We start from the raw sequence: 18,956 nt of genomic DNA on the forward strand, positions 1-18,956 counted from the left end.
CATATTTACGGACCGGTCTATCCCTGGAGCATGCTCCGCCAGCACGATATGGCCTCATTCGTTCGCGCGTGTATACTATCCCCCAGTATAGTTCCGAGCGAGTTCGCCATGCCGCACTCCCCCGAAGAGAAGAAGAAGGTCCTGGCCCGCGTGCGCCGCATCCGCGGCCAGTGCGATGCGCTGGACCGCGCACTGGAAGCCGGCGCCGATTGCGGGCCGGTGCTGCAGCAGATCGCCGCCATCCGTGGTGCGGTCAACGGCCTGATGTCCGAGGTGATGGAGGCCCATCTGCGCGAGGAGTTCGGCCAACCTGCGGCCTCCGATGAACAGCGCGCCGAACGCGTGCGCGACATGAGCGCATTGATCCGTTCGTACCTGAAGTAAGCGATGGCGCATCACCGCGCCGTGCATCCCGTTTTCCCTATGTCTGGAGAGTCCACCATGAAGTCCCGTGCCGCCGTCGCCTTTGGTCCCGGCCAGCCGCTGCAGATCGTCGAGATCGACGTCGCCCCTCCGAAGGCAGGCGAAGTGCTGGTCAGGATCACCCACACCGGTGTCTGCCACACCGATGCGTTCACCCTGTCCGGCGATGATCCGGAAGGCCTGTTCCCGGTGGTGCTGGGCCATGAGGGCGCTGGCATCGTGGTGGAAGTGGGCGAGGGCGTGACCAGCGTCAAGCCCGGCGACCACGTGATTCCGCTGTATACCGCCGAGTGCGGCGAGTGCCTGTTCTGCAAGAGCGGCAAGACCAACCTGTGCGTGTCGGTGCGTGCCACCCAGGGCAAGGGCGTGATGCCCGATGGCACCAGCCGCTTCAGCTACAACGGCGAGCCGCTGTACCACTACATGGGCTGCTCGACCTTCAGCGAGTACACCGTGGTGGCCGAAGTTTCGCTGGCCAGGATCAATCCGGAAGCGAACCCGGAACACGTGTGCCTGCTCGGTTGCGGCGTCACCACCGGCATCGGCGCGGTGCACAACACCGCCAAGGTGCAGGAAGGCGACAGCGTGGCGGTGTTCGGCCTCGGTGGCATCGGCCTTGCAGTGATCCAGGGCGCGCGCCAGGCCAAGGCCGGCCGCATCATCGCGGTGGACACCAACCCGTCCAAGTTCGAGCTGGCCCGCGAATTCGGTGCCACCGACTGCATCAACCCGAAAGACTTCGACAAGCCGATCCAGCAGGTCATCGTTGAAATGACCACCTGGGGCGTGGACCACAGCTTCGAGTGCATCGGCAACGTCAACGTGATGCGCGCGGCGCTGGAATGCGCGCATCGTGGCTGGGGCCAGAGCGTGGTGATCGGTGTGGCCGGTTCGGGCCAGGAGATCTCCACCCGTCCGTTCCAGCTGGTGACCGGCCGCAAGTGGATGGGTACTGCTTTCGGTGGTGTGAAGGGCCGCAGCCAGCTGCCGGGCATGGTGGAAGACGCGATGAAGGGAGATATCGAACTGGCCCCGTTCGTCACCCATACCATGGACCTGGACAAGATCAACGAAGCCTTCGACCTGATGCATGAAGGCAAGTCGATCCGTTCGGTGGTCCACTACTGAGCCGCGTCATGGGCTGGCTGGATGCCCTGCACCGGCCGCGTGCGGAAGACCCGCGCGCGGCCCTGGTGGCCCCGATCGAGCAGGCGTTGCGTGCGCTGGGCTGGGTAGTGGGGGAGGTGTGGCCACCGCGTGTGGTGACCTCGGCCTTCGGCAGCGACGATGGCATGCCGTTCGAGCAGTGGCTTGCGCAGGTATTCCTGCCACGCCTTTACGAGGCGCGCGCGGCCGGGCAGTGGCCGCCGCGCAGCGATGTGGCCGCGGCTGCCTATCGCAATCTTGATGGCCAGCCTGGCGTCGAATCGTTGCTGCGCCTGCTGGCGCAGCTGGATGAACTGATCAACAAAGGCATCCACGCCGCGCGTGGATAAGCCGACCCAGGTCGGCATCTACCAGAAGCACGCGTGCGCTCACGCGCCGCGCAGGAGAGCACCATGGAACGCATTGAACACCGCGCCTGTTTCGGCGGCTGGCAGGACGTCTACCGCCATCATTCGGCCACGCTGGGCTGCGACATGCAGTTCGCCGTGTACCTGCCGCCGCAGGCGGAGACTCGCAAGCTGCCGGTGCTGTACTGGCTGAGCGGGCTGACCTGCACCGAGCAGAATTTCATCACCAAGGCCGGTGCGCAGCGCTATGCGGCCGAGCACGGCGTGATCATCGTCGCGCCTGATACCAGCCCGCGCGGCGATGACGTGGCCGACGCCGAAGGCTATGACATCGGCAAGGGGGCGGGGTTCTACCTCAACGCCAGCCGTGCGCCGTGGGCGAAGCACTACCGCATGCACGACTACGTGGCACAGGAGCTTCCGGCGCTGATCGAAGCCAACTTCGCGGTGACCGATGCACGTGCGATCAGTGGCCATTCGATGGGCGGCCACGGTGCGCTGGTGATCGCGCTGCGCAACCCGGGGCGCTACCGCAGCGTGTCGGCGTTCTCGCCGATCGTCGCGCCCAGCCACGTGCCGTGGGGGCAGAAGGCGTTCCATGCCTACCTGGGGGACAACCCGGCCGACTGGGCGCAGTGGGATGCCTGCGAGCTGATCGCAGTGGCCAGCGAGCGCCTGCCGCTGCTGGTCGACCAGGGTGAGGCGGACGAATTCCTTCAGACCCAGCTGCAACCGCAGCGCCTGCAGCAGGCCTGTGATGCCGCCGGCCATCCGCTGACCCTGCGCCTGCAGCCGGGCTACGACCACAGCTACTACTTCATCGCCAGTTTCATCGGCGAGCACATCGCCCACCACGCCCGCGCCCTGCACGGCTGACGGCTTTCCGGTAGTGCCGGCCGCTGGCCGGCAACCTGCAGCCCTGTGATTCCCTGGGACTGCCGGCCAGCGGCCGGCACTACCATGGCGGTGCACGTGGAGTGTCGTCTTGCCGCAGTGGATCACGCCGCTGTGGCGCGGGCAGGACTATCGTGCGTCCATACGGCCTTGCGGATCGGGGGATGCATGCCGGTAGTGCTGGCGCTGCTGTATGTGCTGTGCCATGGCCTGGTGGTGGCCCTGTGGCCGGAAGGGGCGGGTGCCGGCTCGTTCGTGTTCCTGACCGGCGCGCCCCTGTTGGCGGCTGCCGCCTGCCTGTGGCGGGCCCGTCGCGACCGCGCAGCACTGGGCTGGCGTGCAACCGCACTGGCGCTGCTGCTGTGGGCCGGTGGCATGGCCATCAACATGTTCGACGCACTGGGTGCTGGCCGTGCCGACATCACCCCGCAGGCCAGCCTGTTCCTGTACGTGCTGTATGGCGTGCCGATGGTGTTCATCCTGGCCCGTGCACGACGCGAGCGGCTGAGCATCAGCCTGATCGATGCAGCGATGGCGGCACTGCTGGGCGTACTGTTCTTCGTACATACGCAGTCGTTCGCCGACCGGGTCGAGATCGATCCTTTGGCGCTGGTCAGCATGCAGCGCATGTTCGATATCCAGAACCTGTGCATCGCCGGCTTCGCGGTGGTGCGCTGGCTGGCCGGCGACGTGCCCGAGCGGCGCAGCTTCTTCCGCGCGCTGGCGTTGTATGCGCTGGCCTACCTGCTGGTGGCCTATTACATCAACCATTACACCTCGGAAGATTCCTTCGGTGCCTACAACGACCTGCTGATCGACCTGCCGTTCCTGCTGCTGGCGTTGCTGGCGCTGAGCCGGGCACCGCTGCCGGGCGCCGTGCCTCACCCGCGGCTGGCGCGCACGGTGCAGGCGGCTGGCCCGATGATCCTGCCGCTGCTGCTGCTGGTGGTCGGCACGCTGGTGGTCGATCACGCGCGGCCGTTGGCAGTCAGCGGGTTCGTGGTGGCGACGCTGGGCTTCGGCCTGCGCAGCATCCTGCTGCAGACCGACTTGATGGAGCGGCAGGCGGGCCTGGACCAGCTGGCGCGGCAGGATGGCCTCACCGGCGTGGCCAACCGCCGCGAGTTCGATGCACTGCTGCTGGCCGAGTGGAACCGTGCGCGGCGTAGTGGCAGCGAGCTGGGCCTGCTGCTGGTGGACATCGATCACTTCAAGGCGTTCAACGACCAGCACGGCCATCCCGCCGGGGATCGCTGCCTGCAGGCCGTGGCCGCGGTGTTGAAGGCCATTGCCGGTCGCGGCGGCGACAGTGTTGCCCGTTATGGCGGTGAAGAGTTCGCGGTGATCGTGCCGGCAAGCCCGCTGTCCGGTGTGCTGGCACTGGCCGAACGCCTGCGCGAGGCGGTGGAAGTGCTTCCGTTGCCGGAGGGACGGGTCAGCATCAGCGTTGGTGTGGGCTACCTGCATCCGCCGGCGCTGGCCAGCGCTGATCAGCTGCTGGCCGATGCTGACGCCGGCCTGTATGCCGCCAAGCGTGCCGGCCGCAACCGGGTGGTCCTGCATGCGCATGTGCTTGATGACGAAGGCAGCGCACATGGCACGATCGACTGCTGAATGCCGTGGATCCGCATCCCTGCGCTGGGTCAGCGTTGCCGCTGCCAGCCGGCCGGGTCGAGCAGCCTCAGCCCGACCGGTGACAACGAGCGTTGCCGCAACGGCAGGTTTGCCGTCTGCACGGCCAGCGCACAGCGCGCCAGTTGCTGGCGCAACGGTGCCAGCGTGTCATCTTCGCGCGGGCGTGCATGCCGCCACTGGGCGATGCGCAGCAGGCAGACCAGCAGGTCCAGTTCGCTGGCCGCGATGAACGGTGAGCCGGCGGGCAACAGGTCGATCGGGGCGGTGGGCGTGGCCAGCAGCGGCAGCAGGCCGACGAACGCGTCGCAGCCTTCGGGATCAATACCGAGGCTGCTCAGCTGGGCGAGTCCATCGGCCTGTTGATCAGGATCGTGCAGCTGGCGTATCGCCGCCAGCAGTGCCTGTTCGCCACGGCCGAACTGGCGGCCGAAGGCGCGGTAGTTGACGCGGGTGGGAAACAACGGGGAACGGGAGGCCATGGTTGCTAGGGCTGTGGGTCGCGGGTTTCCACCAGCACGGGACAGGGCGCGTGGTCGATGGTCCATTGCCCGATCGAGGGTTCGAACAGGCGTTCCAGGCGGGACAGATGGCGGTGGCCGATCACGATCAGGTCGCATTTCAGGCGCCGGGCCTGGTCGCTGATCACTTCGCCGGGGTCACCTGAAGGAATCTGGGCGATGGCATCGACGCCGCGTTCGCGCAGCTCGGCCAGTGCCTCGGCAAGTATCGCTTCGGCCCTCGAGCGCTGGCGCGCGGCTTCGGGGTACTCGACGCGGTCGGCGTCGCTGGCGTCGGCGGCCAGCGCGTACTCGGGGTCGAGCACGCACAGCAGGTGCAGGCGGCTGCGGGGGCCGGCAATGGCGGCGGCCAGGTCCAGCACGCGTGCGTGCTGGGGGCCACCGTCGAGGGCGACCAGCAGGGTAGTGAACATGGATGTCTCCTTTGCAGGCCAGGGATGGTCGCCGATGTCACCGCGCGCACCCATGCCGTGCGCGGCAGTCAATGAATGCATCAAACGCACTTCATGCCAGTGGCGATTGTCGTAGAGTCATCTGGTTTACTGGAGACTGTCATGCCCCTGCCGGACCTGAACCTGTTGTTGGCACTGGACGTGCTGATCGACGAATGCAGCGTGGCCGCCGCCGCGCGGCGGATGAACCTGAGCGCGCCGGCGATGAGCCGTACCCTGGGCCGGATCCGGACCGCGCTTGGCGACCCGGTATTGGTGCGCGCCGGCCGTGGGCTGGCTCCCACCCCGCGGGCACTGGAACTGCGCGAGCAGGTCCGTGATGTCATCGAGCAGGCGCACCGCGTGTTCAATGCCGGCCGTGAAGTGGACATGGCAACCCTGGAGCGGACCTTCAGCGTGCGCGCCAACGACGTGTTCATCGGCAGCTATGGAGGGCGGCTGCGCGAGGTGTTCCGCCAGCAGGCACCTGGCTGCATGCTGCGCTTCGTACCCGAGGGCGATACCGATGACGATGCGATGGTGCAGGGGCGGATCGACCTGTACATCAGCACCGCCGGCAAGCACAGCCCGGAAACCAAGGTGCAGCACCTGTTCACCACCTCGCTGCTGGGTGCGGCGCGCGCCGACCATCCCTTGTTCGATGGTGATATCAGTGCCGAACGTTTCGCCGCCTGCGACCACATCGCGGTGTCCCGGCGCGGCTTGGCGCACGGACCGATCGACGAGGAACTGGCAGCGCTGGGCCTGCAGCGGCGGGTGGCGGTGGTGATTCCCACCTTCCATGGCGCGATCTTCGCCGCTGCCGATTCGGATCTTGTGCTGCCGCAGATGCCGAGCGTGATGCTCGATCGCATCGCCCATATGGGCCTGCCGCTGCGCATGTTCCCGTTGCCAGTACCGGTGCGCACCGTGGCGCTGGTGCAGGCCTGGCACCCGCGGATGGACAACGATCCCGCCCACCAGTGGCTGCGGCGGGCGATCAAGAGCATGTGCGATTCGGTCGAGGCGGCTCGCCACTGATCGGCGGAAGGCGTGCGCCGGACGCACGCCTGGGATGCCGGTCACGCCATTTTTCGCAAGGTAACGGCTCCCTAGACTGCGCTCCCCGGAGTTTCACTGAGCGCATTCCAATGACCCCCAACATGCCGTGTACTGCACGGATCGGTGCCCGGCGATGAGTACGCCGGCCGCTGCTGTTCCGGCCACCGCAGCGCCCCGTCCCGCCGCCGCCCCCGGACTCGACCGCCGCGTCCTGGTCGGCTTGTGTGGCGTGCTGCTGGCGGTGCTGGTGTCGGGCTTCAACGAGAACATCACCAAGGTCGCCCTGGCCGACATCCGCGGTGCGATGGGTTTCAGCGTCGATGACGGCAGCTGGATTGTTGCCCTGTACAGCGCGATGTCGGTCAGCGCGATGGCCTTCGCTCCGTGGTGCGCCGCCACCTTCTCGCTGCGCCGTTTCGCGCTGGCGATGATCGGTGGCTTCATGGTGCTGGGTGTGCTGTGCCCGCTTGCCCCGAACCTGCAGACTTTCCTGCTGCTGCGCGCGCTGCAGGGTCTGTGCGGTGGCGCGCTGCCGCCGCTGCTGATGAGCGTGGCGCTGCGCTTCCTGCCGCCGGGCATCAAGTTGTATGGCCTGGCCGGCTATGCGCTGACGGCGACGTTCGGCCCCAGCATGGGCACGCCGCTGGCCGCGTTCTGGGTCGAGCAGGTGGGCTGGCACTGGGCGTTCTGGCAGATCGTGCCGTACTGCCTGGCCGCCATGGCGATGGTCAGCTGGGGCCTGCCACAGGACCCGCTGCGGCTGGAGCGCTTCGCCCAGTTCGACGGCGTGGGCCTGGCGCTGGGCCTGCCGGCGCTGGTGCTGCTGGTGCTGGGCCTGGTGCAGGGCCCGCGCCTGAACTGGTTCGACTCGCCGATGATCACCCTGATGATCGGTGGCGGTGCCGGCTTGATGGTGCTGTTCATGATCAATGAATGGTTCCATCCGCTGCCATTCTTCAAGCTGCAGCTGCTGGCCAACCGCAACCTCAGCTACTCGCTGGTGACGCTGGGTGGCGTGCTGTTCGTGCTGCTGGCGGTAATCTCGATCCCGTCCGGCTTCCTGGCCAGCGTGCAGGGCTACCGGCCGTTGCAGACCGCGCCGATGCTGCTGTGGGTGGCGTTGCCACAGGCGATCGCGCTGCCGCTGGTGGCGGCGTTGTTGAACGTTCGCGCGGTGGATTGCCGCTGGGTGCAGGCCACGGGCCTGGCGATGCTGGCGCTGGCGTGCTGGTTGGGCTCGCATCTGGATGTGGCCTGGATCCGCGACAACTTCCTGTGGGTGCAGCTGCTGCAGGTATTTGCCCAGCCGATGGCGGTACTGCCGCTGCTGATGCTGGCGACCAACGGCCTGCCACCGCAGGACGGCCCGTTTGCCTCGGCGTGGTTCAACACGGTCAAGGGCTTCGCTGCAGTGCTCGCCAGCGGCGTGCTTGATGCCGTCGCCCAGGGCCGCCGTCATTTCCATTCCACCGTGCTGGTCGACCGCCTTGGCGAGCAACCGTGGCTGGCCGAGGGCCCGCAGCTGGGCGCGCGCCTGCATGCACAGGTACAGGCGCTGACCTCGGCCGACCTGTACTGGGTGGTCGCGCTGGTCGCGCTGGCCTTCATTCCCCTCATTGCCTGGATGCCCACCCGCATCCATCCGCCACGTGCCGTGGCCTGAACCTTTCGCAGGAACCCCCTCATGACGATCAATAGAACCACTCTCCACACCGGCCTGGGCCTGGGCGTGCTGGCCCTGGCCATCGGCGCCTGGCTGCTGCTGCGCGATGGCAGCCACCAGGCCACCAACAACGCGTACGTGGTGGCTGATTACACGTTGGTCGCGCCGAAGATTCCTGGCTTTGTCAGTGCCGTGGAGGTGGAGGACAACCAGTCGGTGAAGGCCGGCGACGTGCTTGCCCGCATTGACGACCGCGACTACCAGGTAGCACTGCAGGCGGCCCGTGCCGACCTGGCCAATGCCCGTGCACAGCTTGCCAATGCGCAGGCCGCGCTGGCCCAGCAGGACTCGCTGATCGAACAGGCCAGGGCCAGCGTCGATGTCAGCCGTTCCGAATTGACCTTGGCCAGTGCCGACCAGCAGCGTTACCGCGAACTGGCCCGTGACGGCGCCGGTACCGTACAGAACGCACAGCAGGCGCAATCGAAGCAGGCCGTGGCCAGTGCGCATCTGCAGCAGGGCCAGGCCGCGCTGTCGACCGCACGCCAGCGCACCGACATCCTCAGCGCGGGCGTGCAGGCCGCGCAGGCTGCGGTGCAACGCGCAGAAGCGGCGCAGGCGCGCGCCGAACTGGATCTGTCGCACACCGTGCTGCGTGCACCGATCGATGGCGTGGTCGGTCGTCGCGCAGTGCGCGTGGGTGCCTACCTGACCCCGGGTACGCCGGTGGCTGCGGTGGTGCCGCTGAAGCGCGCCTTCGTGGTCGCCAACTTCCAGGAAACGCAGATGACCCGCATGCAGGCCGGCCAGCAGGTCGAACTGAAGGTGGACGTGTTCCCGGGCAAGCCGCTGCGCGGGCACATCGACAGCATCGCACCGGCGACCGGCGTCACCTTCGCCGCGGTAGCGCCGGAAAACGCCACCGGCAACTTCACCAAGGTGGTGCAGCGTATTCCGGTGAAGATCGTGCTGGAGCCGGGTCAGCCGCTGCTGGAGCAGCTGCGTGCCGGCATGTCGGTGGAAGCCAGCGTTGACCTGGGGAGCGGCACGCGTGCGCAGAGTGCGCAGCGCGAACAGGGCCACAAAGGCGAGGAGGGTGCATGAGCGCGGTCACCGTGTTCCGCACCTTCGTTGCGGCCAGCGTGTGCACGGTCCTGGCTGCCTGCACGATGGGGCCGGACTTCGTGCGCCCGCAGGCGGAACTGCCCAGCGACTGGCAGGGTGAGGCCGTCGCCGGCAACGCCATCGACCAGGACGCGGCCTGGTGGGCCGGCTTCGATGATCCACTGCTGGGCCAGCTGGCCAGCCAGGTGCTGGCGGCCAACCTGGACCTGCAGCTGGCGGCCAACCGCGTGCAGCAGAGCCGCGCCGCACGCGGCATCACTGCCGCTGATCGCCTGCCCAGCGTCAGCGCGAGCGCCAGTGGCGTGCGCGCACGCAACAGCGAAGTGGGCCTGAATGATCCATCCGGTAATGGCGGCCGTGATGACTATGGGCTGTTCCAGACCGGTATCGGCCTGAGCTGGGAACTGGACCTGTGGGGGCGCGTGCGCCGACAGGTGGAAGCGGCCGATGCACGCGTGCAGATGGCGGAGGAGGATGCACACGCGGTGCGCATTGCGCTGCTGGCGGAAACCGCGCGTGACTACCTGCAGCTGCGTGCGACACGGCAGCTGCTGGCGATCACCGAGGACAACCTCAGCATCGCCCTCGACATGAAGCGCCTGACCGAGGCACGCCAGCAGCAGGGCGTTGCCAGCACGCTGCAGGTGTCCAGCGCGTCCGCGCAGGTGGCATCGCTGCAGGCACGCATCGCGCCGCTGCGGCATCGTGAATCGCAGTTGCGCAATGCGCTGGCGTTCCTGCTGGCCCAGCCGCCGCAGGCGCTGGACGCGCAGCTGCAGGATGCACGCCGTGACTGGCCAGCGTTGCCGACCGTAGCGGTGGGGCTGCCCAGTGAACTGGCCGAGCGTCGCCCGGACATCCGTCGTGCCGAAGCGGCACTGCATGCGGCAACGGCCGGCATCGGCGTGGCCAAGGCCAGTTTCCTGCCGCGCATCACCTTGAATGGCGACGCTGGCTTCCAGGCCAAACAGCTGGATGATCTGGACGGCTGGAACGCGCACCGCTTCAGCATCGGGCCGTCGATCAGCGTGCCGATCTTCCAGGGCGGCCGGTTGAAGGCCAACTTGGCGCTGAGCAAGCTGCAGCAGCAACAGTCGTCGCTGCAGTTCCGCCGCACCGTGCTGCAGGCCTGGCATGAAGTGGACGACGCCATTGATGGCTACAGTGCCGAGCAGCAGCGCACGGTGCAGCTGCACGTGGCGGTGGATGAGAGCGAGACCGCACTGGGTACGGCGCGCCGGCAGTACCAGGCCGGTGTGGTCGACATGCTGGATGTGCTGACCACCCAGCGCATTGCGCTGGACAACCAGGCCGCGCTGGCCAAAAGCCAGGCCACCGCCGCGATCGCGCGGGTGGAGCTGTACCGCGCGCTGGGCGGTGGCTGGTAGGGAAATGGAAACGCCGGGCCATGCCCGGCGGTTCGTCGGTAGTTGCCAACCTTGGTTGGCAGCTTTTTTCAGAAGCGCCAACCAAGGTTGGCATCTACCAGAGCATGGCCTCAACGCACGTCGCGCAGCTCCCAGTGGCTGCCGGCGAGCAGGCGCAGGCGCTGCTTGAACACGTCACTGTCGATGCGGGTGGTGGCGACCAGGTTGATGCGCAGGTCCTTCTGCTCGCCGGTCACGGTGGCCTCCGGATCGGTCACGCCCCACTGCGGTTCCACCGCATCCGGGTCGGGCTGCTTGGCTTTCCAGCGCTCGAACAGCGTGCCGCTGCGCAGGGCATCCTGCAGTTCTTCGGCGAAGCCGGCCGCACCCTGCGAATGGAAGGACAGGTCGGGGTCGTTACCGCGGGCCTTGGACGGGTCGGGCAGGCTGATGTGGTACTGCGCAGGCATGGAGTTCTCCTTGAAGTGTGGAAAGGCTGGCACAGTCGCGGTGGAATCGATGTGCAGATACCAGCCTGCGTTGGCCCTCATTCAAACCGATGCGGCCCATCGGCGAAGCCCACGGTGACCGCGCCCTTGCCGACGTTGACCATGCCGGTCAGGCTCATCACCGATTCGTACACGGTCACGCCATGGGTGGCGCAGATTTCCTTCAGCTGCGCGTAGCCGGGCAGGGTGCGCAGCTCGTCCAGCTCACCGCCGTAGCTGACGCACACCGTGGGTGTCATCAGCCCGGCGCGCACGCGCTGGCCGACCACCGCGAACAGCTTCTGCACGGCGTTGTCGAAGCCCTTGATCTTGGCCACCGGCCCGGTCTCGCCGCGGTAGCCATGCAGCACCGGCTTGATGTCCAGCGCGCTGCCCAGTGCGGCGCTGAGCAGGCCGACACTACGGTCGCCCTTGTGCCGCGCACGCGCGCGCATGTAGTACAGGTCACGGGTGACCATGTAGCCGTGTACGTTGCCAGCCAGTTCCTCCAGCCGCTCGCGGATCTGCTGCACGCTGGCGTTGCTGTCGCGCAGGCGCACCGCTTCCACCGCCGTCACCGCCTGGGCGGCGAACAGGTTCTGGGTGTCGAGCACACGCAGCGCGAACGGCGAGTTGTAGCCGGCCGCCTGACGCACCGGCTTGTAGTCGTTGAGGATGGCGAAACTGGCCTGCAGCGCGTTGTCGTGGATCGGGCTACGGGTCTTGGTGATGGTCATGCAGAACACGTGGTCGTAATCGATCACCAGCTGCTGCAGGAACAGGTCGCGGATCTGGTTGACGCTGAAGGGAATGGTCTCCGCTTCAGCACCGTGCTCGGCCACATGCGCATGCAGGAAGCTCAGCGTAGCCTGCTCATCGCGGTGATCGGCCAGCACCGCTTCGCCGATCCGTACGGTGATCGGCAGCAGCACGATGTTGTGTTCGGCAATGAAGGCCTGCGGCAGGTCGCAGGCCGAGTCGACGACGATTCCGATGCGCATCCGCGGCTCCCCCTCCAGGGCGGTTGTAGGTTCGGAAACGTGAAATCTATCTCAAATCCCAGCCAGGCGCGCGAGGGAAACGCGCCACGCCCTGTTCAGCGACTGCGCTGCACCGCCACCGGCAGGCTGGCCAGGCGCTGCCATTCGGGCTGCTGCAGCAGGCCAGGATCGGCCAGAACCGCGGCCATCAGCGGGTGGGCGTCGTTGCCCCAGAACAGTTCCCCGTCGATGGCCAGGGTCGGCACACCGAACACGCCGGCGCTGATCGCGGCCTCGGTATTGCGCCGCAACTGCTCCTTGACCGCCGGTTCGGCGATGGCCGTGGCGACATCATCGATGCCCAGCCGGGTGCCGGGCTCGCGCAGCGCCTCGGCGCTGTCGGCGGCATTGCCGTCGCGCCAGATCCAGTCGAACAGCACGTCCACCGCCTGCGCGCTGGCGCCGGCGGCCAGGCACAGGCGCAGGGCGGACAACGGGTTGAACGGATGACCCGGCGGGAAGCGCAGCGGCGTGCCCTCGGCCTGCGCGGTCCACAGCAGCTGGCGGTAGATGAAGCGCCGCTTGGCCGGAATCTCCGCAGGTCCGAGGTTGCCCAGGTGGTGCAGCACCGCACCGAAGGCGATCGGCACGGTCTGGATCTGCGCGAACTGCGGCAGCTGCTTCAGCTTCTGCCAATGCAGGTAGGAATAGGGCGAGATGAAATCGAAATACCAGCGCAGTGTGGCCATCGGTGTGTCCTCGTGTGCGGTCAGGGCTGCGCGTTGCGCTGCAGGTAGCGGTCGCGCAGTTCGGTCTGCCGTGAGCGCATCGGCATTGCACGACCACCCAGCCAGACCTGCTCTGCATAGTGCGCCACGTCCAGTGGGTCGCCTTCCCACAGCACCAGGTCGGCACGCTTGCCGGGTTCGATGCTGCCAATCTGGTCGGCCACGCCGAACGCCTGCGCCGGTACCCGGGTCAGGCCGGCCAGGCCATCGGCCCAGGGCAGGCCATTGGCCACCGCATTGCCGGCCAGCTGGCGCATCTTGCGTGCGTTGTGGCTGGCGTCGCCGCGCTGCACGAAGGAGACCGCTACGCCGGCACGCTGCAGGCGCGCAGCGTTTTCCAGGGTGGCACCGATCTGGTCGAAGCTGGCGGGCAGATTGGACAGTACGTCGACGAACACCGGCACGTGCGCAGCGGCCAGTTCCGGGGCCACCTGCCAGGCTTCGCTGGCGCCGGAGATGGCGATCTTCACTTTCTCGCGGGCGGCCCAGCGCAGCAGCTGGCGGATGTCGGCGGCACGGTCCACTTCCACCACGATGCGGCCCTGGCCGGCCAGGTAACGGCTGAGCGTGCGGCGCCCGGCGGGGGTCAGCAATGCATGCGGCGAGTCCGCAGCCACTTGGCCACGCGCCTCGTCGATCATCTGCTGCAGCAGCATCCACTGTGCGGCGCGCGAATGACCGGTCAGTTCTGAGGCCGCTGCGCCGATGCGCAGGAACAGCGCGCGCGGACCGATCGGGTCGATGCTGCCATCCAGCCGCATCACGCCGCCCTGGCCCGCCACGAAGCCACCGCCGGTGGCTGCCCCCAACGCAGTGAAGCCGATGCCTTCCAGCCGCGTGACCGGAATCAGCACTGAGGCCGGGTTGTAGGCGAGGGTGACGTCGAATTCCGGCCGCAGCGGTTGCTCGCCGATCTTCAGCGAACTGTCCACCGTGCTCGATTCACCGGAAACTTCTTCGATGCCGGTCTCGGTGATGCCGCCGAACAGTGCAGGCGTCAGTGGGCGGCCATTGGCCTCGACCACGGTGGCGCCGGCCGGTGCCGACAGGCCGTTGCCCACCGCGCGGATGACGCCACCCTGCACCAGCACATCGGCATTCTGCAGGCTGCCGCGCGCGCTGGCGGTATGCACCGTCGCGTTGCGCACCAACAGGTCCTGCGCCGAGGCTGCGGTTGTCATCAACAACAGCGCAACCAAGGTAGCGCCGGGCCATGCCCGGCGGCGCTTGTTCAACACGCCCATCAGCGCACCTCCTGGCCAAGCTGGAAATCGGAACGCGGCGTTGCTCGCGGCGCGTTGCGGTCGTACAGGCGTCGGCCATCGACGAAGACCTGCTCGGCCAGTGCGTACGAACTGAAGGGATTTCCATTCCACACCACCACGTCGGCCATCTTGCCGGCCTCCAGGCTGCCGGTCTGGCCTTCGATGCCCAGCGCCTTGGCGGCGTTGGCGGTCATCCAGGTGATGGCACGTTCGGGCGTGATCTCCGGCATGCGTGCGCGTCGCGCGGAGGCCATCACCTTGGCGGCTTCCTGGTTCAGGCGCTGGATGCCCTCGGGTGAATCGGAGTGGACGATGGCGCAGCTGTTTTTCGGGCGGTCGACCAGCGCGATGTTCTCCGGGATACCGTCGAAGGCTTCCATCTTGAAGCCCCACCAGTCGGCCCACAGCGCACCGCAGACGCCGTCGGCAGCCAGCCGGTCGGCCAGCTTGTAGGCCTCCACGCCGTGGTGGAACGCAGCGACCTTGAAACCGAACTCCTTGGCCAGGTCGAGCATGGTGGCCATCTCGTCGGCGCGGTAGCAGTGGATGTGCACGCGGATGTCGCCTTCGATGGCGCCGGCCAGCGTGTCCAGCTTGAGATCGCGCTTGCCGCCGGCATCACCGGCACTGTCGCCCTTGTCACTGCCGAACCAGCCCTTGCGCTTGGCCGGCTTGGGTTTGTTCTTGGCGATGTAGTCGGCCGCATCGATGAAGGCCGCGCGGTAGCCGGCCACGTTGCCCATCCGCGTGGCCGGGGTCACGCCCTTGCCTTCGCCGTAGACCCGTTTCGGGTTCTCGCCGCAGGCCATCTTCAACCCCCACGGCGCACCGGGGAATTTCATGGCCTGGTAGGTGATGGCCGGGACGTTCTTCAGGGTCACGCCACGGCCACCCACCAGGTTCGCCGAACCCGGCAGCACCTGCATGCTGGTCACGCCACCGGCCAGGGCCGTGGCGAAGCCGGGGTCCTGCGGCCACACCGAGTGTTCGGCCCAGACGTTGGCGGTGACCGGTGCGGTCATCTCGTTGCCGTCGCTGTGCGCGCCAACCCCCGGGCTGGGGTACACGCCCAGATGCGAGTGCACGTCGATCAGGCCCGGGGTCACCCACTTGCCCTGCGCGTCGATGCGGGTGATGCCGGGGTCGGCCTGCAGCTGGCGGCCGACCGCGACGATGCGGCCATCGCGCAGCAGTACGTCGGCGTTGTCCAGGCGCTGGCCGGTGCCGGTCAGCACGGTGGCGTTCTGGATCAGCACTGGCGCATCGGGATGGGCCTGGTAGGTGCTGGGGTAGGGATCGGCGACGAAGCGCGAGGCGCCCACTGCCGGTGCCGTGCTCAATGAAAGCAGCGCCAATGCCACCCCGACGCGCAACAACGTCGATGCCATGTAGTTCCCCTCGCGGCGTAGTCCAAGCCGCCGACGCTAGCCGGGCGGCGGCGTGTTTGCCAAGTGACCTTCTTCACATGGTGGCATGCGGCTGCTCGACGGCATCGCCCGGCTGGCCGAAAATAGCCGGTCCCCCGCCGTACCGGACCGTCCATGAAGAGCAAGCAGGAAATCGTCGACAACTGGCTGCCGCGCTATACCGGCGTACCGCTGGACCAGTTCGGCCAGCACATCCTGCTGACCAACTTCGGCGGCTACCTGCATACGTTCTCGGAGCTGACCGGTGCGCCGGTCATCGGCCTGGACCGGCCGATGGCCAGTGCCACCATCGATGGCATCACCATGATCAACTTCGGCATGGGCAGCCCCAACGCCGCGATCATCATGGACCTGCTGTCGGCGGTGATGCCCAAGGCAGTGTTGTTCCTGGGCAAGTGCGGCGGCCTCAAGCGCAAGAACCAGCTGGGCGACCTGGTGCTGCCGATCGCGGCGATCCGCGGCGAGGGCACTTCGGGCGACTACCTGCCGCCGGAAGTACCGGCGCTGCCGGCCTTCGCGCTGCAGCGTGCGGTTTCGACCATGATCCGCGACCTCGGCCACGATTACTGGACCGGCACCGTCTACACCACCAACCGCCGGGTCTGGGAGCACGACGAGGCCTTCAAGGAGCGGCTGCGGGCAATGCGCTGCATGGCCATCGACATGGAAACGGCCACCGTGTTCGCCGCCGGCTTCGCCAACCACATCCCCAGCGGCGCGCTGCTGCTGGTTTCGGACCAGCCGATGATCCCGGACGGGGTCAAGACCGAGGCCTCCGATGCCAAGGTCAGCTCCCAGTTCGTGGAAAACCATATCCAGATCGGCATCGAGGCGCTTAAGCTTATCCGGCGCAACGGCAAGTCGGTCCGCCACCTGCGCTTCGACGAATGATGATGAAGGCCGGGCGCGGGGCGTCCGGGCCTGGGAGTAGGTAATGGACGTTGCCGCGCAAGTGGTGGAATTCTGGAAGGAGGCGGGCCCTGCGAAGTGGTTCGCCCGCGACGACGCGTTCGACGCGCAGTTCCGCCAGTTGTTTCTGGATGAGCATTTCGCAGCGGCGTCGCGCGCGCGCGAACATTGGCTGGGCAGTGCCGAAGGGGCGCTGGCCCTGATGCTGCTGCTGGACCAGTTTCCGCGCAACTGCTTCCGTGGTACCGCGCATTCCTATGCGACCGACGGCCTGGCGCGGCACTACGCCACGCGTGCCATCGAGGAAGGCCTGGATCTGCAGCTGGTGCCCAAGCTGCGCGCCTTCATCTACCTGCCGTTCGAACATTCCGAGGATCCGCTGGACCAGGACCGCTCGGTGGCGATGTTCGACGTGCTGGGTGACAAGGAATACCTGCAGTACGCCGAACTGCACCGCGACATCATCCGCCGCTTCGGCCGCTTCCCGCACCGCAACGCGGTGGTTGGCCGCATTCCGACGCCGGAAGAACTGGACTACCTCGCCGAAGGCGGGTTTGCCGGATAAGAAAAAGGGGACGGAGGGGATCAAGTCGTTTGAGGCACAAACGACTTGATCCCCTCCGTCCCCTTTTTCAGTGCCGATCAGTACTTCGGCACGCCGTTGTCCACGTCTTCCGACCAAGCGTTGATGCCGCCGGTGACGTTGAACACCTTGGTGAAGCCCAGCGCGCGGAACTGCTCGGCCGCCTGTGCGCTGCGGCCGCCGTGGTGGCACATGAAGGCCAGGGCGGTGTCCTTGGGCAGAGCTTCCAGTTCGGCGCGGCCGTTGCCGTCGAAGCTCTTGAACGGCACGCCGACCGCTGCGATGGCGCGCTCATCGGCCGGGCGCACGTCCACCAGGGTGATGTTGCCGGCACGCACCAGGTCGTCGGCATCACGCACGCTGATTTCCTGCACCGGCTTGGGCGCGTTCGGGTTGTCGATCGCCAGGCCCTTGCCGCGGATGTCGTCCACCCAGTCGATGGTGATGCCGTTGGCGCGACGGGCGCTGGCCAGGTCGAACTGCACGCGCAGGCCGTTGGATTCGGCGGCGATCGCGCCTTCGTCGTGCGGGGCCAGCTGGAAGTTCGGCTGGAAGCCGGCGTCGATGCTCAGCTGCAGGGCGGCGCCCGGGGCGTCGGCCAGCGCGCCCTTGAGCATTTCCACGGCGGCCGGGGTGACGGTGATGTTCGGCGGGGTGCGGTCCGGCGCGGCCAGGCCGAGCACGCTGCTCAGCTCGCCGCTGGCGGCCATCTGCAGCACGATGTCGCTGCCGCCGACCAGTTCGCCGTCGATGTACAGCTGCGGGATGGTCGGCCAGTCGCCATAGGCCTTGATGCCTTCACGGATTTCCTGGTCGGCCAGCACGTTGACATGGGCGAACTCGATGCCCAGGTCCTGCAGGGCGCCCACGGCCTTGGCCGAGAAACCACACTGCGGCATCGACGGCTGGCCCTTCATGAACAGCACGACGCGGTTGTCGTTGAGAATGGTTTCGATGCGCGAACGCAGGGCGGGATCGAGGGACATGGACGTCTGGGTTCCGGGAATTCGAATCGTCAATTCTAACCCCCATGGCATCATGGGGGATGAGCAGCGAAGGAACATTGCATCGCATCCCGGCCCGCCCCTGGCGCTGGCTGCCCTGGCTGGTGGCGTCGCAGATGGTCGTGATCCTGGCCTGGGTGCTGGCCGGCTGGCAGTGGGGACTGCCGCTGCTGGTGGCCAGCCATGCGTTGTTCATGGTGCCGGTGTTCCTGCCCAACAGCTGTTTCTATGCGCCCGTGCTGGCCCGGTTACCGAAGGCCGGAAACACGGTGTGGCTGACCATCGATGACGGCCCCAGCCAGGAAACTGGTGCCGTGCTCGACCTGCTGGACCGCCACCAGGCGCGTGCGACCTTCTTTCTGGTGGGCGCGCGCGCGCTGGCGCAGCCGGAACTGGTGCAGGAGATCCTGCGCCGCGGGCATGACCTGGGAAACCACAGCCTCAGCCACCCGCAGGCCCGCTTCTGGCGGCTTGGCCCGGCCGCGATGCATGCCGAGATCGAGGGCTGCCAGCACGCATTGCAGGCGCTGAGTGGCCAGCCGGTGCGCTGGTACCGCTCGGTGGTGGGCATGACCAACCCGTTCGTGGCGCCGGTGCTGCAGCGGTTGGGACTGGTCCGGGTGGGCTGGAGCGCGCGCGGCTACGACGGGGTCGACTGCACGCCGGACGGCGTGCTGGCACGGCTGCTGCCTGACCTGCGCCCGGGTGCCATCGTGTTGCTGCATGAAGGTGCGGCGCACGGCCACAACCTGGAGATCATCGAGCGCGTGCTGCAGGCGCTCGATGAGCGTGGGTTGAAGGCCGAACTGCCGCCCGGATAACCGGTAGCGCCGGGCCACGCCCGGCGAGCGCAGCGGCATGGATGGAATCCGCCGGGCAT

The 18,956-nt window shown here is 67.4% G+C and carries 20 protein-coding genes; 12 read left to right on the top strand and 8 right to left on the bottom strand.

Annotation, left to right across the window (positions count from 1 at the left end):
- Positions 1–108 precede the first annotated feature (108 nt).
- The 5 genes from frmR (at position 109) to DI041_RS13560 (ending at position 4,445) form a co-directional block, all read left to right on the top strand.
- Complete coding sequence (gene frmR, locus DI041_RS13540) at positions 109–384, top strand: formaldehyde-responsive transcriptional repressor FrmR (protein WP_005411009.1); 276 nt, start codon at positions 109–111, stop codon at positions 382–384.
- 57 nt (positions 385–441) lie between these two features.
- Entirely contained in the window at positions 442–1,551 is a 1,110-nt protein-coding gene (locus DI041_RS13545; protein ID WP_046982995.1) for an S-(hydroxymethyl)glutathione dehydrogenase/class III alcohol dehydrogenase, read from the top strand.
- Positions 1,552–1,559: 8 nt separating this feature from the next.
- Positions 1,560–1,919, top strand: a complete 360-nt coding sequence (locus DI041_RS13550; protein ID WP_046982996.1) for a YqcC family protein — start codon at positions 1,560–1,562, stop codon at positions 1,917–1,919.
- A gap of 63 nt (positions 1,920–1,982) precedes the next feature.
- Positions 1,983–2,813: an S-formylglutathione hydrolase gene (gene fghA, locus DI041_RS13555; RefSeq protein ID WP_136639617.1), complete on the top strand. Its 831-nt coding sequence runs from the start codon at positions 1,983–1,985 to the stop codon at positions 2,811–2,813.
- A 186-nt stretch (positions 2,814–2,999) separates the two neighbouring features.
- Positions 3,000–4,445 carry a GGDEF domain-containing protein gene (locus DI041_RS13560; RefSeq protein ID WP_136639616.1) on the top strand — a complete coding sequence of 482 codons (1,446 nt, stop codon included), beginning with the start codon at positions 3,000–3,002 and terminating at the stop codon, positions 4,443–4,445.
- A 29-nt stretch (positions 4,446–4,474) separates the two neighbouring features.
- On the opposite strand, the gene DI041_RS13565 is transcribed toward DI041_RS13560, so the two are convergent.
- Together DI041_RS13565 and DI041_RS13570 are read right to left on the bottom strand one after the other, a co-directional pair.
- On the bottom strand, positions 4,475–4,945 hold the full coding sequence (locus DI041_RS13565; protein WP_046982999.1) for a hypothetical protein: 471 nt from the start codon (positions 4,943–4,945) through the stop codon (positions 4,475–4,477).
- 5 nt (positions 4,946–4,950) lie between these two features.
- Complete coding sequence (locus DI041_RS13570) at positions 4,951–5,397, bottom strand: universal stress protein (RefSeq protein ID WP_046983014.1); 447 nt, start codon at positions 5,395–5,397, stop codon at positions 4,951–4,953.
- A gap of 141 nt (positions 5,398–5,538) precedes the next feature.
- Between DI041_RS13570 and DI041_RS13575 the strand changes: the two genes are divergently transcribed.
- The 4 genes from DI041_RS13575 (at position 5,539) to DI041_RS13590 (ending at position 10,653) form a co-directional block, all read left to right on the top strand.
- Positions 5,539–6,456: a LysR family transcriptional regulator gene (locus DI041_RS13575; RefSeq protein ID WP_012512076.1), complete on the top strand. Its 918-nt coding sequence runs from the start codon at positions 5,539–5,541 to the stop codon at positions 6,454–6,456.
- Positions 6,457–6,610: 154 nt separating this feature from the next.
- Positions 6,611–8,140, top strand: coding sequence for an MFS transporter (locus DI041_RS13580; RefSeq protein WP_046983000.1), 1,530 nt, complete (start codon positions 6,611–6,613; stop codon positions 8,138–8,140).
- A 21-nt stretch (positions 8,141–8,161) separates the two neighbouring features.
- The gene (locus tag DI041_RS13585) at positions 8,162–9,244 is read left to right on the top strand and encodes an HlyD family secretion protein (protein ID WP_136639615.1); all 1,083 of its coding nucleotides are present in this window, start codon (positions 8,162–8,164) and stop codon (positions 9,242–9,244) included.
- Positions 9,241–10,653, top strand: coding sequence for an efflux transporter outer membrane subunit (locus DI041_RS13590; protein ID WP_136639614.1), 1,413 nt, complete (start codon positions 9,241–9,243; stop codon positions 10,651–10,653). The genes DI041_RS13585 and DI041_RS13590 overlap by 4 nt, the downstream gene beginning before the upstream one ends.
- 110 nt (positions 10,654–10,763) lie before the next feature.
- Here DI041_RS13590 and DI041_RS13595 read toward each other — a convergent pair whose 3' ends face one another.
- The 5 genes from DI041_RS13595 to DI041_RS13615 form a co-directional block, all read right to left on the bottom strand.
- Positions 10,764–11,102 carry a hypothetical protein gene (locus DI041_RS13595; protein ID WP_005410998.1) on the bottom strand — a complete coding sequence of 113 codons (339 nt, stop codon included), beginning with the start codon at positions 11,100–11,102 and terminating at the stop codon, positions 10,764–10,766.
- 77 nt (positions 11,103–11,179) lie between these two features.
- Entirely contained in the window at positions 11,180–12,121 is a 942-nt protein-coding gene (locus DI041_RS13600; RefSeq protein ID WP_046983004.1) for a DegV family protein, read from the bottom strand.
- A gap of 95 nt (positions 12,122–12,216) precedes the next feature.
- The gene (locus DI041_RS13605; protein WP_046983005.1) at positions 12,217–12,849 is read right to left on the bottom strand and encodes a 2-hydroxychromene-2-carboxylate isomerase; all 633 of its coding nucleotides are present in this window, start codon (positions 12,847–12,849) and stop codon (positions 12,217–12,219) included.
- 20 nt (positions 12,850–12,869) lie between these two features.
- Complete coding sequence (locus tag DI041_RS13610; RefSeq protein WP_136639613.1) at positions 12,870–14,132, bottom strand: amidohydrolase family protein; 1,263 nt, start codon at positions 14,130–14,132, stop codon at positions 12,870–12,872.
- Positions 14,132–15,541, bottom strand: coding sequence for an amidohydrolase (locus DI041_RS13615; RefSeq protein ID WP_136639612.1), 1,410 nt, complete (start codon positions 15,539–15,541; stop codon positions 14,132–14,134). Before DI041_RS13615 ends, DI041_RS13610 begins: the two co-directional genes overlap by 1 nt.
- A gap of 153 nt (positions 15,542–15,694) precedes the next feature.
- On the opposite strand from DI041_RS13615, the gene DI041_RS13620 reads away from it, so the two are divergent.
- Together DI041_RS13620 and DI041_RS13625 are read left to right on the top strand one after the other, a co-directional pair.
- Positions 15,695–16,471, top strand: a complete 777-nt coding sequence (locus tag DI041_RS13620) for an AMP nucleosidase (RefSeq protein WP_005414446.1) — start codon at positions 15,695–15,697, stop codon at positions 16,469–16,471.
- Positions 16,472–16,514: 43 nt separating this feature from the next.
- Positions 16,515–17,054, top strand: a complete 540-nt coding sequence (locus DI041_RS13625) for a DUF924 family protein (RefSeq protein ID WP_046983008.1) — start codon at positions 16,515–16,517, stop codon at positions 17,052–17,054.
- Positions 17,055–17,131: 77 nt separating this feature from the next.
- On the opposite strand, the gene grxD is transcribed toward DI041_RS13625, so the two are convergent.
- Positions 17,132–18,058 carry a Grx4 family monothiol glutaredoxin gene (grxD, locus tag DI041_RS13630; RefSeq protein ID WP_046983009.1) on the bottom strand — a complete coding sequence of 309 codons (927 nt, stop codon included), beginning with the start codon at positions 18,056–18,058 and terminating at the stop codon, positions 17,132–17,134.
- A gap of 59 nt (positions 18,059–18,117) precedes the next feature.
- Here grxD and DI041_RS13635 point away from each other — a divergent pair, with 59 nt between their 5' ends.
- Positions 18,118–18,897, top strand: coding sequence for a polysaccharide deacetylase family protein (locus tag DI041_RS13635; protein ID WP_046983010.1), 780 nt, complete (start codon positions 18,118–18,120; stop codon positions 18,895–18,897).
- Positions 18,898–18,956 lie beyond the last annotated feature (59 nt).

It is taken from the genome of Stenotrophomonas maltophilia (genome assembly GCF_004920835.1).
In the GTDB taxonomy this organism is placed as follows: domain Bacteria; phylum Pseudomonadota; class Gammaproteobacteria; order Xanthomonadales; family Xanthomonadaceae; genus Stenotrophomonas; species Stenotrophomonas maltophilia_AQ.